The sequence below is a fragment of the Acinetobacter sp. SM34 genome (assembly GCF_022012365.1).
Lineage (GTDB): Bacteria > Pseudomonadota > Gammaproteobacteria > Pseudomonadales > Moraxellaceae > Acinetobacter.
The window spans coordinates 1-14,310 of sequence record NZ_JAKLTP010000015.1; the positions used below are offsets into that span (position 1 = coordinate 1).

The window sequence follows — 14,310 nt, forward strand, 5'->3', positions numbered from 1 at the left end:
AGGGCCTAAGTGAAGGCTGAGAACTCCACCGATGCAGCTGTATGGCCATTCAGCTAGCAACTATGCTGGCCGTACAGCTGTATCGATTGCTATTAATATGATTTTAAAATGAAAAATGGCATCATTCTTGCAAAATAAATCTTGCTCAAGAATGAAAATGAATACAATAAAATTAAGAGGTACTGTATGAAACTGATCACCGCCATTATCAAACCATTCAAATTGGACGATGTCCGTGAAGAGCTCAACAAACACAGCATTCATGGTATGACCGTGACCGAAGTCAAAGGTGCAGGCCGTCAAAAAGGCCATACCGAAATGTACCGCGGCGCCGAATACAGGGTCGATTTTTTGCCGAAAGTGAAATTGGAAGTGGCCGTCCGGAGCGATCAGGTCGAATCAGCGATTGAAATTATCAGCAAATTTGCCGCTACGGGCAAAATTGGTGACGGTAAAATTTTTGTCAGCGCGCTGGAACAAGTGGTACGTATCCGCACAGGTGAAACCGGTATGGACGCCATTTAGTGTTATGCTCGATCCCATCCCCCCACCCTTTGGTTTGATCATCCTCCCAAAAGTTAAACACTGAATTACCTGGCAAGTGGGGTTTGGGGACACATAAGACTGAACTCAAATCTTTTATTGCCAGCCGGGTACAATTCTGACTATCCCTCTGAAAGCCTATTGCACCGTTTCTGCCCTTGTTCAAGGGTTCTAAAATGCCTTCTACGGCTGTGACTATGCCGCTCTCCTCGAGATGTGTTGCAACTTGCTACATGCTTACATCGCAGGCCATGTCCATACGGTCATTTAAATAAAAGGGGATATGAAAACGGCTTCCCATAAGTTTAAAGCAGGCTCAGCTCCAGACTCATCGGCTGCTCAAACTGGTCAAATAGAACACCTAAAAAAATCCTGCTAACTGCAGGATTTTTTTAGGCTGAGTGGATTGCTGGCTGCTTAGCCTTTTGCTGTGCGTTTTAATTTCTCTGGATCATCAAATGGCAAGGTATGCGCGATTGCATTCACTTCCAGGCTGCCTTTGACCTGTAGCGCTTTGCCCTGCTCTGCATAAGGTACATCCAGACGTGCGATGGCCACGGTTTTACCGGTCAGCGGCGAATGCATGCCGCAGGTAATGACCCCCACTTGCTGATTGCCGTCCCATAAGGTATCTCCCATTGCAGGCACCTGATCGCCCTCCAGCAGTACACCGAAGATTTTAAAGCGTTCTTTGCCTTTTAAACGGCGATGCTCATAGCAGCCACGGAATTCGCCTTTATGCGGTGAAACCGTGAAATCCAGGCCAAGTTCCCACAAGGTGTCGCCGCAGACATCATTCTCGAAGGGGAAATATTCTGAATTGTCATACGGGAAAAAGAGTAAATAACTTTCGGTACGCAGCCAGTCCAGCGTGGTAAATGAACAGGGAATAATGCCATATTCAGCGCCGGTACTGAGAATGGTTTCCCAGATCATCGGTGCATCGGCAGCCTTACAGAAAATTTCATAGCCGCGTTCGCCGGTATAGCCGGTACGTGAAATCATGACAGGCGCGCCAAACAGTTTGGTTTGCAGATGGTGAAAATAGGGCAAATCACGAATGCCCGGGACATGTTGAGCTAAATAGTCCACTGCCAATGGTCCTTGCAGCGATAAATCATGCAGGTCATCATCAAACAGTACCGCAACCTGACGCCCAGCAGCTGAACGGATCAGCATTTCATAGCCAATGCCTGTGCCATGCACCACCATAAAGGCATTTGGCCCGGTCCGGTAAATTACGCAGTCATCCACAAATTTTCCTTGTTCATTCAGCATGGTCGCATACACGGATTTTCCGGGATACAATTTGGAAATGTCACGGGTGGTTGCATATTCCAGCAGGCTTTCCGCATGCGGGCCGACATAATGGACTTTTTTCAGGCCCGAAACATCCATCAAGCCGGCTTTGGTACGGATGGCCGTATAGTGATCTGCAATATCCGAATCATAGGTCCATGCCGTTCCCATGCCGTTCCAGTCTTCTAATTTTGAACCGAGCTGACGGTGGTGGGCTGCCAATGCAGAAATGCGCCAAGAGTTTGCCATACAGGTCTTCCTTATTGAATATTTTAAAATGTGCTGCTTGCTTCAGGTTATGAAACTGAGCTGTTATTCATCTACGCCATCGAACTGGCTGAGCCATTGCACCAGCGGTTCACGATATTCACTGATGCCCTTGTATTCTGCGATCGGCTCAGGCAAATCGCGGATTACCCGGTATAGCCGCTTGGCCCATGCCGGATTGCGGGTCAAATCATTCAGGCTAATCAGATAAGTGCGGATACTGAACAGCAGTGCATTGCTGCGCGCCAGACGCGGCATCGTTTGCAGCTCCACCCGCAAATGCACCAGTTCACCGGCATTTTCCGCAGTGACCAGTCCCCGCTCGTGTCCCCATAAATGATAGGTTTCCGAGGAAGTATCCATACGTGGATTGATGGTCATGGTCCAATTCAGACGCCGGTAGGGCTGGCCAACCTGAATGTTGAGCAAGAATTTGAGTGCGCGCTCAAACACCCCCAAGTTATGTGCCAGCTTTGGTACAGGTGCATGCCATTGCTTAAAACTCATGCCAGCATCAAAATTCAGTGACCAGTCTGCAGGGCCGGTGATCATGCCAGTATCCATAAACAGATCGCCATCACGTTGGTCCAGCAAGGCAACATCGCCTTGAAACTGGCGGCTGATAAATTCAAACGGATCCATCGGCAAGCTGTCTGCCTGACCAAAAATAAAATGGACATCGATATTTAAGGGTTGGTTGACCCAGTGCCAGTTCAGGCCATCGCGCTCCAGCTGGAAATGTTCAGGGTAGTCTTCCGCATAACGCAGCATCACCATTTCCAAAAAGTCCCAGCTGGCTTGATGCATGTGCGGCATGATAATGCAACGTTTCGGGTCCTGTTCCAGGGTTAAGCGGCGTTCGTTCATGTCCGTTACATAATGCTCATCCACATCAAACCAATGCTCGAAAATGCTATCCGGCCTTGAAACAACAGGCTCAATATTCACCGAATACATATACTGGTCTTCGGGAAATGGAAAAGGAAAACGGGCAATCGCCTTTGCACTGTTATGGTAGTGAAACTGATCATGCATATTTTCATTGGGGTTAAATTGAACCGTCATCGTAATCTCCCAAAGCTATAGGTCTAAATGCAGGCAATGGCCTGGTTTGGCACGCGAAACGCAAGGCATTAACTGCGCCGAGCGCTCCTGCACCGTTAAATAATGATCCAGATGTTCCACCTCGCCTTGGCTGTATGAGGTGGCACATTGACCGCATACGCCACCGCGGCAGAGATTGGGTACCTCAATGCCTTCTTGTTCCAGTGCTTCCAGCAGGCTGAAATCGCCGGGCACATGAATACGGCGCTGGCTTTTACTGAGCACGGCATCAAATGCGACTCCAGGTGCAGGCGAAGAAAAAGCTTCCCAATGCACACGTTTTTTTGACCAGCCCAGCATTTGCGCACAGTCAACAACGGCATGAATCAGGCGCTCTGGCCCGCAAATATAGACATGGCTGCCGAGAGACTGCTGGCTCAGCAGTGCTGCTATGTCCAAACGGCGCTGGTTTTTTTCCGAATAAATATGTACCTGGTCACGGAACAACTGCATCAGCATATCTTCATAGGCATTGCTGATGCCGTCACGACAGGCATAGTGCAGTTCAAAACTGTGTCCGGCATGCAGCAGGTATTTCATATGCGACAGGAACGGGGTAATGCCGATGCCGCCGGCAATAAATACATGATGCTGGGCCTGAGAATTGAGGGAAAATAAATTCAGCGGCGCTGAAATATTTAGGGTATCGCCCACCTGAATTTTTTCATGCAGGTATTGCGAACCGCCACGCGAGTTCTCCTGCAAGCGCACCGCAATTTGATACTGGTGCTGCTCATACGGGGCATTCAGCAATGAATAGGCATTGCGGATGATGCGGCCTTCGACTGGCAGCTGCACAATCACATGGCTGCCGGAGGAAAATGGTTGCAAGGGGGTATCTAAAGCGGCCAAGGTAAATTCGCGAATCATCGGGGTAACTTGATGAATGCGGGTCACATGGACAGGAACGGTTGGGTTCATGCGCTGAGTGCTCCCATAGGTTGATGCGCATTGGCACAGACTCCCATATAGGCGCCAAGGCGTTCAGAAAAATGACTGCGGATCAGCAGTTCGACCTGACACTGTTCACAGCTACACAGCTCGTCTTTAACGGTATGCTGGGTATGCCCGCAGTGCACGCAGTAGACTTTTTTACTCGGGTTTTGCAGGCTGGAGCTATCCGCAATCAAGCTGATTTCCTCATCTAGGCAGCCCGTACCCACCAGGCACTGCTGTACTGTCCAAACAAAGGATTCATCACCGCAGACCACGGTACGTACGCCAGCCTTTTCCTGCTGCAGCACGGTCTCTAGTTCATGCAGCAGGCCAGCCAAGGCTTGATCTTGTTGACTGTCCAGCATCAGCTGCACCGTTTGCGGATGCTGTTTGCTCATTTCGGTTAATTGCTGTGTCACTGCTGATGCTGCATGCTGCAACACCAGCACATACTTGGGTGCATTCCAGTGCAGCGTTTCTACAGTTTGATATCTGGGGGTACTGTGCATGGCTTCCATCATTTGAGAAACCTCATATAAGAACTACATAATCAGATATTTAAAGGTTTTTACGCCGCCTGGCCATTCCCTCTAAATCATACCCACTAAGGGGTAAAGCAAAGCATGCGGGGGAGGTTTTTAAGCGAATGTGGACATAAAAAAAGCAGCTGGAAACCAGCTGCTGCAGAAGAAACGTATACCAGGTTGTTACTATATTTTGTGGGTCTGCCCGGCAGTGTGGCGGATCAAGCATTGACCGTCCTAACCTGCCTTTTGCTGTAGGTCGGCCTCGGTCTGTAAATAAGCCTCCAGGGAGTCATCCAGGGCATCAATCCAGGGCGTATGATGCGGCGTTGCCATCGTCCCGGTCATCAATGAACAGTAAGTATTGTCACGGAAGGCCATAATGTTTTCTTGCTTGTGTTTTTTCCATTGCAAAAAGGTCAGCCTCACCGCTTCAATATCAAAGCTTGGATAATCGGTCTGATCAATCAGGCGCATAATATAGTCGCCTTGAAATTTGAACATGGCTGCTGCATCCTGTAGGGTTTTTTCTTCCTCATGCCAGGCTTGGGTGTCGGCCTGCATCTCGGCAAAACTCGGCAAGGCAATTTTACCCAGCATCACATCGCGCGCATACCAGGCCTGTGCATCAAACATATTGAAGGAATACCACTGATCCTGCATGCCTAAATAAAATAGCTGCGGATTGGCTTCCCAGACCACGCCCTGATACAGGTGCAGCGGATAGAGAATGTTATCGGTTTTTAAACGCAGGCTTTCCGACATGAAAGGGAAACTGTGCAAATAGCCGGTACATAAAATAATGGCATTAATCTCGGCCGAACTGCCATCAGCAAAATAGGCATGGGTCTGATCGACCCGCAGCAGTTGCGGACGCTCTGACCAATTTTCTGGCCAGTGATAGCCCATCGGTGAACTGCGGTAACAACTGATAATCTGCTTTGCACCATATTTATAGCATTGTGAACCTATATCTTCAGCAGAATAGCTGCTGCCGACCAGCAGTACATTTTTACCTTTAAATTCCAGTGCATCACGGAAGTCATGGGCATGTAAAATCCGTCCGCCAAAACTGCCGAAACCTTCATATTCAGGAATTTTTGGGGTAGAAAAATGGCCTGAAGCCACCACCACAAAATCAAAAGTCTCGGTATACATCTCGTCGGTGACATGGTTATGCACCGTCACTGAAAACTGCTTGCTGTCAGGGTGAAACTCGACATGGCGCACCGCGCTGTTGAAGCGGACATATTTGCGTACATCGGCTTTTTCTACCCGGCCTTTGATATAGTCCCACAGCACGGCACGTGGCGGATAAGAACCAATCGGCCGGCCAAAATGCTCATCAAAGGTATAGTCTGCAAATTCCAGACATTCTTTCGGGCCATTCGACCACAGGTAACGGTACATGCTGCTATGCACCGGTTCACCATGTTTATCCAGGCCGGTATGCCAGGTATAATTCCATTGACCACCCCAGTCGGCCTGCTTTTCAAAGCATACCATTTCCGGAATTTCGATGCCCTTGCTTTGCGCAGATTGAAAAGCGCGCAGTTGCGCCATCCCGCTTGGCCCTGCCCCAATAATTGCAACTCGTTTCATGGTGAATCTCCATGTGATCTGTTTTAAACAAAACTGCCGTGATGCCATTACCTTAGACAGACCTAGATTATTTCGAAATTCCTCAGATGGGGTATGCACAATGGGATACTGACCGGGGGTCATGCCGCTTTAGCGACTTGCATGCTCTCAGTTTTGGATAAATACAGCGCCTTCCAGACCCAGCACCATGTCACTTTGCGAATATAGGCCCTGCCCGATTTCCTGTACCCGCTGTATACGGTTCTGGGCAGTGACAATGCGGTAGTGCAAATGAAATACGCGATGATGCTGCAAAGCCAACTGGATACTGTCCCAGACATACTGCTGGTCATCGGGATGAATCAGCTGTCCATAGCGCGGCGTATTGATCAGCAGCTCACTGTGATAACCCGTTATCTGCTGACAGCCGCTGCTGACATAGTCCATGGTCCAGTTCCAGTCATTGCGTGAGCGGTACAGCATGACCGGCAGGCGCGACAGCAAATCATGCAGACTGCGCTGCTGTGCATCCTGCAGTTCTTGCTGCCGGATTTTTTGCGTCTGCTCTGTGCCTAAAATGCACCATCCCCGCAACTGGTTTTTTCCGGCACCGGCACAGATCGGCTGCAGCGACAGATCAAACCACACCAAAGGCTGTTCCGGAATTAACAGGCGCAGTGCCAGCTTACACGGCCGTCCGGCCATGAGGGCACATTGGAAGGTCAAACTATCTTCGGAATACAGCCAGTAGCTCAAGGGTAAGCGCTGGGCTGCAGCATCCGGTTGCAGCTGTAGCAAGTTGTGCCAGGTACGATTGCTGCGCTGAATCGTGCCATGACTATCTAGCAACAGTGCAATATCGGCAAACTGGTCAAACAGTTCAGGCCAATCATGATTCAAGTCCATATTCAGCTCATCTTTGCTGGGAGGCAGCGCTATTTTCGACATATCAGCATTACTCGTACGGTGAACCTTAAACGGAAGACGAGGGATAAATATCAAAATCTGCAGTGTTAAGCTGCTGATGCACCCACACGGAAAGTTCCAGCCGTGAATGTACATTCAGTTTGCGTAGCAGACTTTTCACATAGACTTTTACCGTACCGTCACTGATGCCTAATTCGCGGGCAATCAGTTTATTGTTCAATCCTTTGGCGATCAGCTTTAACGTTTCCTGCTCCCGCTGCGTCATTTCCGACAGCAGTTTGCGCTGCAATAGCACCTGTTCAGAGGTTTTATGCAAGGCAGCGGCTAAGGGTGCCGTCTGCTGCCGGACTTGCTGGGCCAGCAAAGCGACTCCATCGGCATGCAATACGGTCCTGCCCTGCATGACTTGATGCAGTTGCAGCAGAATATCTTCCGGCAAGGTATCTTTGGGCAAAAAGCCATTGGCACCGAGACGAATGGCATCCAATACAATGCTGTCCTCCAGGCTGGCGGTTAAAATAATCACTTTAAGATCGACATTGCGTTCCCGGATGCATTTTAGTACCTCAATGCCGCTCATCTGCGGCATCTGTACATCCAGCAGCAGCAATTCAATGTTCGCGGTGTCCAGTGCTGACAGAAATGCTGATCCGCAGCTGTATTCCTGCTGTACATCAAAATGCTCGGACTGGCGGATAATATCCGCCACACCGCGCCTGAACAGCGCATGGTCATCTACAATACTGACTGCAATTTTATTCATCTCACTCCTCTCCAGTGCTCAGGTCTAATATCAGTTCAACGCAGGTGCCGCAGGGCTGATTCGGGCGGATACTGAGCACAGCACCAATCCGTTCGGCTCGTTCCTGCATAATTTCCAGTCCGAAACTGTCCGGCCGTTTCCGCCCTGCCTGTATGCCGCGGCCATTATCTGCAATCTGAATGTGCAGCTGCTGAGTGAAATTGCGCTTTACAGAAATGACGGCTGTACTGGCGTGGGCATGACGCACAACATTGCTCAGGCTTTCACGGATGATATACAGCAGCTGTACCGACTGTCTGGCACTGACTTTCAGCTGCGGGATACGGTTATCCAGTTCAAAGGCCACACTGGACTGATGTTCAAATTCGGCAATAATTTTTTTCAGCGCGGTGAAAAAATCCAGTTCCTGATAGGTTAAGCGTGAGGCGGTAATCAATTCACGCACCTGCTGGTAAGCATAATGGGTATAAGCTGCCAGTTCCTCGGTCTGTTCCAGCAGCGGTGCATAGCCAGGCTGCTGTTTGCATTGCTGGTTCAGCTGCGCAGATTTCAATCTTAAGAATCCAATAATTTGCGCAATACTGTCATGTAAGTCGGCCGAAAAATCACGCCGCTCCTGCTGCAATATGGTTTGTATGCGCTCCTGCTGTAGCGCGCGTTCCTGAAAGCCCGATTGCAAAGCCTGATCCAGCTGCTGTAGTAGCTCCGCTTCCACCGGCTGGACTGCCGAATAGTTTAAATATACCCGCCAGACTGCAAAATTCTGTCCGGTAAACAGCGGGAGGCAATCATGCTGGTCCAGCAGCAGCGGTACATCCTGCTGCATCACAGAGATGGAGCGAGGTAGCAGCTGCTCTTGGAGCAGACGTACCTCAGACTGCGCTAGCGGTTGCGCCAAGGCATGAAAAATGAAACATTCCTGAGTGAAGGGATAGCACATCACCAGACAATATTCCGGCAAGCCCGGCACAGGAAAATGCTGTTTCAGCCATTGCAGAAAAAGTGGCAATTCGGCCTTGGGATCCTGAATCTGCATCAGCTTTAATTTGGCCTGCAGATAAAACAGCGTCAATTCACTCTGGCGAAGCAGCCGTTGGGTCTGATCTAAATCACCTGCCTGGTTTATGGCACGCTCTGTCTCTATTTTGCCGTCATTCATCACTTCACTCGCAAGATGCGCCATGCTGCTGAATTATTCTTTACAGTTAAATTATTTGAGCAGGAATCATGCCAAAATCCAGCACTACCCTATTCAGGGTATACCTCTGGAGAAATTGCTGTGCCAGCAGAATATGTGTGAAATGAATAGCATCAGAACCAGCGAGACGCTTTGGGCTCATCTATGGGAACGCTTACTTCAGCTTTAGCCACTGCAGTGACAGATGAATATATTCATTTGCAGCAGCCAATCCATGAACTGTATTTGCGCGCAGATGCACAGTACATGCACATTTTTGACCTGGATGCGGGCGATCGCATTCAATTTGACTTACCTGAACAACAGAGTATTGATCTGCTGATTTTCAATACTGAACAGCAGCTTAGGCCGGAATTGCTGCAAGCACTACAGGCCGAATCCCTTCTGGTGGCCAATGGTGCTCGGGCTACGCTTGCGCAGTTAAATCAGGCCAGCGCCTCAGGCCAGCGCCTGAAACAGCAGTTAGCACAGCATGCCATACAGCCTGACTGGCTGGAGCAGGCACTGACCTTGCACAGCCCTGGAAAGAGCATTTTTCAGGCATCGGCGGCAATTCAGGTCATCGTGTTCAATACCGGCCTGGACATGAATGTGCAGCAGCAGTACTGCATAGATGAAGTGCCAGTGACGCTATTTAAAGCCCAGCCCGTGCATTATTATTTGCCGCAGCCTTTAGCCAAACCAGTGCAGGAAATTCTGATACCGCGCGCTTCAGCACGGACGTATAGCGTTAAAGCGGGCCAATGGATTCAAATTATCGACTTGTCGGGCAAGCAGTGTTCCGATTTTTTAGCCTTTGATGCCCAGGCTTTAGCCCAAGGCCAAGAACTGGGTCTGGATGCCATGGCCACCCGGACCATTTTGGGGCATGCCACCCCGGCTCCCGGGCTGCACTCTAAGTTTTTTGCCTCAGATCTGCAAGCACTGGCCGAAGTGGTTCAAGATACCGTGGGGCGGCACGATATGTTCCTCAGTGCCTGCAGTCCGAAGTTCTATAACGATTCCGGCTACTTTGGCCATATTTCCTGCACCGATAATTTTAACCAGGTTCTGCAGCCTTTTGGCATCCAAAGCCGCAATGCATGGCCTGCCATTAACCTGTTTTACAACACCTTTGTTGAACCTTGCGGTGCAATCAGCATGGCAGAACCGTGGTCCAGGGCGGGGGATTATGTCCTGCTGCGTGCCCACCGCGACCTGCTCTGTGCATCATCTGCCTGCCCTGACGATATTGATCCTTCCAATGGCTGGGTACCGACGGATATTCTGGTCCGGATTTATGATCAGGATCAGCATTTCCCACGCTCCCAGCATTATCGAATTGACCCAGAGGAACTGCCGCGCATGACCCAAGCATCAGGATTTTTTCCGCGCATCCAAGCGCTTACTTCAAAAATCAGTGAGTACCACGGCTATTGGATTGCCAATGAATACGACGGCTGGGGTGCCAAAGCGGAATATCTGGCCTGCCGTGAAAGGGTCGCCATGATCGATTTAAGCGCGCTGCGCAAATTTGAAATTACCGGCCCGGATGCAGAAGCTTTTATGCAGTATGCCTTGACCCGAAATATCCGCAGACTGGCGGTGGGTGAAATTGCCTACTCGGCCTCCTGTCTGGAAACAGGCGGCATGGTGGATGACGGCACGATTTTCCGCATGGGTGAAAACTGTTTCCGCTGGATTTGTGGTGATGAATATTCAGGAACCTGGCTGAAACAGCTGGCCCAGCAGCATGGCTATAAAGTCAGCATCCGCAATTCATCCCGGCATATTCACAATATTGCAGTGCAAGGTCCGCACAGCCGTGCGCTGTTGCAGCAACTGATCTGGACACCGGAACATCAGCCAAGCGTAGAAAAATTAGCATGGTTCCACTTTACCCTTGGCAAGCTGGGCGGTACAGACGGGATTCCGGTCATGGTATCACGCACCGGCTATACCGGTGAGCTGGGCTTTGAAGTCTGGTGTCATCCTAGCCATGCCGAACAGCTTTGGGATGCCGTTTGGCAGGAAGGCCAGCAATATGACATTGCTCCGCTCGGTTTTGATGCCCTGGATCTATTGCGCATAGAAGCTGGGCTGATCTTTGCACAGCATGAGTTTTCAGCTGAAACCAATCCCTATGAAGCCGGCATTGGTTTCACGGTACCGATGAAAACCAAGGAAGAAGATTTTATCGGCAAACAGGCCATGAAAAATCAGGCGCTGGAAAGCCGGCATAAACTCATGGGCCTGGTCCTGGAGGGCAATGAAGCGGTCCAGCATGGCGACCCGGTCTATGTCGGACGTTTTCCTGTGGGTGTGGTGACCAGTGCAGCCAACTCTCCTTTACTGCAGCAACAGATTGCCCTGTGCCGCCTTGCACCGCAGTATGCCCTAACAGGCACCGCTGTCGAAGTTGGACAACTGGATGGCCTTAAAAAACGCCTGAAAGCCAAAGTGGTGGAGTTGCCTTTTTATGATCCACAAAGGTTAAGAGTAAAAAGTTGATTGTCCAACCCATCATTTTTGCCTAGCCGTTGGATGCTCTTTAAAGCTGAACATTGCTACTGCTGAACAGCCATCCTGAACATAAGACCAGCGCTGCATTTTTCTAGAGGGTGCGGCTCTTTAACCCTGAGTTTTTATCTGGCTATGGCAGGATTATACAAATATTTTAAAGGCGCAATATCCCGGGTGATGATAACTGCAAGCTCCCACTCGGATGGGTCGTTTGCCTTATTCAGTAAACTGGTACCCTCCAGCCAGCTTCAGAATATTCAGTTGATGAGTTAGAGAAAATAGCAACATATTTTAAGGATCGAGAAAGATGTGTAGATAGCTGTGCCTTTAGGTTAAGTAGAATGTCAATTTCTAATTTATTTACTGCAATCTGTTTACATACCAAAAGTAGAGAAATGATGAGCTAACCATCGCTATATGTCTGATCACATCGTAGAAATTCTTCCATTTTTTAGTTTTTACATTATTTTTTAACTGCACGTTTAAAAGCTTTCAATACTTCCTCTCTGGCGCTTGCCAGCCATTAGGCCAGATCATGGTTGAGGCTAGCTCCTTACCCCTCTATCAGAGCCACCTGATTTTAGTTTCCACGTTCTTTTAACCAGGGACTAAAGTCACACCAGATCATGGCCTGCACAACACTCCCCCCTCTTCTGAAGCTTTTGTCCTAGGTAAAAGGTGGCATTATGGGTAATTTAAGCATCGGTTTCTTTCAGCTTAGGCTATTTCCAGCAGTCCAGTGAATGAAAACAATAATTTTGGCACCCATTTTGCTTAATCAGTATTACGTTTTATAAAAATTGTAATATTGAGGGGCAACACTATGGGTTACGTTGCACGTGAACTCAGTCAAAGAAATAAACTACTGTTTGGCTTGGGGTCTTTTTTAATACCGGTCTTGATTTGGTGTGCAGTCAGCTATTTACCCTTTATCTGGCATCCACAAGTCCAGATTGCCGATTCAGGCAGCGTGAACTATTTACAGGTCGGTAGTCGCATTGATAAAGACGTCTTTTTCTCTGCCGCCCAGTCTGCGCTAGATCAAGGTCTGGCTCCACCTCAAGGGATTCTGGTGAATCCGATCTATCTGCCCGCCCCGCATGAAGTGGCGATTGCCCTAGTCACGGCATTCACCACTGAACCTGCACAGGCCAATGCACCCTGGTTCCATGAAAGCCTGTGGCACAGTATCAAGCTGGTCTTTAGTGCTTTCTTTATTTCTTCGCTGATCGGGATTCCACTCGGTATTTTATGTGGCTTCTCTCATAAAATTTCCCAGCTGACCGAGCCTTTTGTTGAATTTTTCCGCTACTTGCCTGCCCCGGCTTTTGGCGCACTTGCAGTGGCTATTTTAGGGATCAATGATGCACCGAAAATTGCCATCATTGTTATTGGCACCCTGTTCCAGCAAATCCTGATTATTGCCAATACCACACGTCTGGTAGACCGTAGCCTGATTGAAGCCGGTTTTACCTTAGGCACCAATAAAATGAAAAGCCTGTTTTATGTGGTCATTCCAGCAGCCCTCCCTGAAATTTACCGCAATCTGCGTGTCCTGCTCGGCTGGGCATGGACCTATCTGATCGTGGCTGAACTGATCGGCAGTACCTCCGGGATTACCTGGTTCATTACCCAGCAAGCCCGTTACCAGAATTTTGACAATGTCTTTGCCGCGATCCTGATCATTGGGGTGATTGGTCTGCTTTGCGATGTGATGTTAATGAAACTGGGACAACGCCTATTTAAATGGAAACCGGGAGCAAATTAATGCAAAACCCTGAATTTAATACCCGCGAATACTTTGACAAGATTTATAGCCGTCCGGTGATTCTGGAAGCGAAACAGCTGACGCAAAAATTCAGTCATGGCAAAACTGAACGTACGGTTTTAAATGCCCTGGATCTCAAAATTCATAAACGTGAGTTTATCTGTGTGATTGGTCCTTCCGGTTGTGGTAAATCGACCTTTAGCCGTGTGGTGGCGGGGCTAGACCCTTATAGCAGTGGTGAGATTCTGGTCGATGGCCAGCCGATTACCGGTCCGAGTCCGGAACGTGGCATGGTATTTCAGGGCTATACCCTGTTCCCATGGAAAACCGTCAAAGAAAATGTCATGTTTGGCCCGAAAATGAAAGGCCAAAGTCATGCCTCAGCCGAAGCGCAGGCACGTGAATGGATCAATATCATTGGTCTGGAAAAATATCAGGACCAGTATCCGCATCAGCTTTCTGGTGGGATGAAACAGCGTGTCGCGATTGCCCGTGCGCTGGTCAATGAACCCAAGGTCTTGTTGATGGATGAACCTTTTGGTGCACTAGATCCGCATACGCGCCAGAAAATGCAGCGTCACCTGATGGACCTGTGGCAGAACATCGACATCACCATCATTTTCGTGACCCACGATATGGATGAAGCGATTTTGCTGGCCGACCGGATTGTGGCCTTGAAAGCCAATCCAGGTGAAATTAAAGAAATTATTGAAGTGAATCTGCCACGTCCGCGTCATCCCGATCTGATGCTGACGCCGGAATTTAAACAACTGCGTGAGCATGTCGATCACCTGGTGCATGCCCAAGAAGATGAACTGGATCCTGCACTGGCGGATCTGCCGGAGATTCCACGCTTAACTAAAATTAGTAACTCCAAATAAGAGGTAGACCAAGACCA

12 protein-coding genes are annotated in these 14,310 nt (G+C 49.2%); 4 read left to right on the plus strand and 8 right to left on the minus strand.

Translation table 11 applies throughout. The annotated features are described in order from the left end of the window. The first annotated feature begins 186 nt into the window (after window positions 1-186). Entirely contained in the window at window positions 187-525 is a 339-nt protein-coding gene (locus LZZ98_RS12590; RefSeq protein ID WP_086197630.1) for a P-II family nitrogen regulator, read from the plus strand. 435 nt (window positions 526-960) lie between these two features. On the opposite strand, the gene LZZ98_RS12595 is transcribed toward LZZ98_RS12590, so the two are convergent. From LZZ98_RS12595 to LZZ98_RS12630, 8 genes are all read right to left on the minus strand, one after another. Then, window positions 961-2,091, minus strand: coding sequence for an aminomethyltransferase family protein (locus tag LZZ98_RS12595; RefSeq protein WP_237788142.1), 1,131 nt, complete (start codon window positions 2,089-2,091; stop codon window positions 961-963). Between the two features lie 63 nt (window positions 2,092-2,154). After that, entirely contained in the window at window positions 2,155-3,174 is a 1,020-nt protein-coding gene (locus LZZ98_RS12600; protein ID WP_237788143.1) for a heme-dependent oxidative N-demethylase family protein, read from the minus strand. 15 nt (window positions 3,175-3,189) lie between these two features. Continuing rightward, a complete protein-coding gene (locus tag LZZ98_RS12605) occupies window positions 3,190-4,134 on the minus strand; it encodes a PDR/VanB family oxidoreductase (RefSeq protein ID WP_237788144.1) in 945 nt (314 codons plus the stop codon). After that, complete coding sequence (locus LZZ98_RS12610; protein ID WP_237788145.1) at window positions 4,131-4,670, minus strand: HAD family hydrolase; 540 nt, start codon at window positions 4,668-4,670, stop codon at window positions 4,131-4,133. Before LZZ98_RS12610 ends, LZZ98_RS12605 begins: the two co-directional genes overlap by 4 nt. A 240-nt stretch (window positions 4,671-4,910) precedes the next feature. Then, window positions 4,911-6,275: an NAD(P)-binding domain-containing protein gene (locus LZZ98_RS12615; protein WP_237788146.1), complete on the minus strand. Its 1,365-nt coding sequence runs from the start codon at window positions 6,273-6,275 to the stop codon at window positions 4,911-4,913. A 147-nt stretch (window positions 6,276-6,422) separates the two neighbouring features. After that, window positions 6,423-7,202: a PAS domain-containing protein gene (locus LZZ98_RS12620; RefSeq protein ID WP_237788147.1), complete on the minus strand. Its 780-nt coding sequence runs from the start codon at window positions 7,200-7,202 to the stop codon at window positions 6,423-6,425. Window positions 7,203-7,227: 25 nt separating this feature from the next. Further along, the gene (locus tag LZZ98_RS12625; RefSeq protein ID WP_237788148.1) at window positions 7,228-7,944 is read right to left on the minus strand and encodes a response regulator; all 717 of its coding nucleotides are present in this window, start codon (window positions 7,942-7,944) and stop codon (window positions 7,228-7,230) included. A 1-nt stretch (window position 7,945) separates the two neighbouring features. Then, a complete protein-coding gene (locus LZZ98_RS12630; RefSeq protein WP_237788149.1) occupies window positions 7,946-9,127 on the minus strand; it encodes a sensor histidine kinase in 1,182 nt (393 codons plus the stop codon). A 159-nt stretch (window positions 9,128-9,286) separates the two neighbouring features. Here LZZ98_RS12630 and LZZ98_RS12635 point away from each other — a divergent pair, with 159 nt between their 5' ends. The 3 genes from LZZ98_RS12635 to LZZ98_RS12645 all read left to right on the plus strand — a co-directional run bounded on the left by LZZ98_RS12635 (window position 9,287) and on the right by LZZ98_RS12645 (window position 14,293). After that, window positions 9,287-11,632: a DUF1989 domain-containing protein gene (locus LZZ98_RS12635; RefSeq protein ID WP_237788150.1), complete on the plus strand. Its 2,346-nt coding sequence runs from the start codon at window positions 9,287-9,289 to the stop codon at window positions 11,630-11,632. 835 nt (window positions 11,633-12,467) lie between these two features. Beyond that, window positions 12,468-13,412 carry an ABC transporter permease gene (locus LZZ98_RS12640; RefSeq protein ID WP_237788151.1) on the plus strand — a complete coding sequence of 315 codons (945 nt, stop codon included), beginning with the start codon at window positions 12,468-12,470 and terminating at the stop codon, window positions 13,410-13,412. After that, a complete protein-coding gene (locus tag LZZ98_RS12645) occupies window positions 13,412-14,293 on the plus strand; it encodes an ABC transporter ATP-binding protein (protein WP_237788152.1) in 882 nt (293 codons plus the stop codon). Before LZZ98_RS12640 ends, LZZ98_RS12645 begins: the two co-directional genes overlap by 1 nt. The last annotated feature ends 17 nt before the right edge of the window (window positions 14,294-14,310 follow it).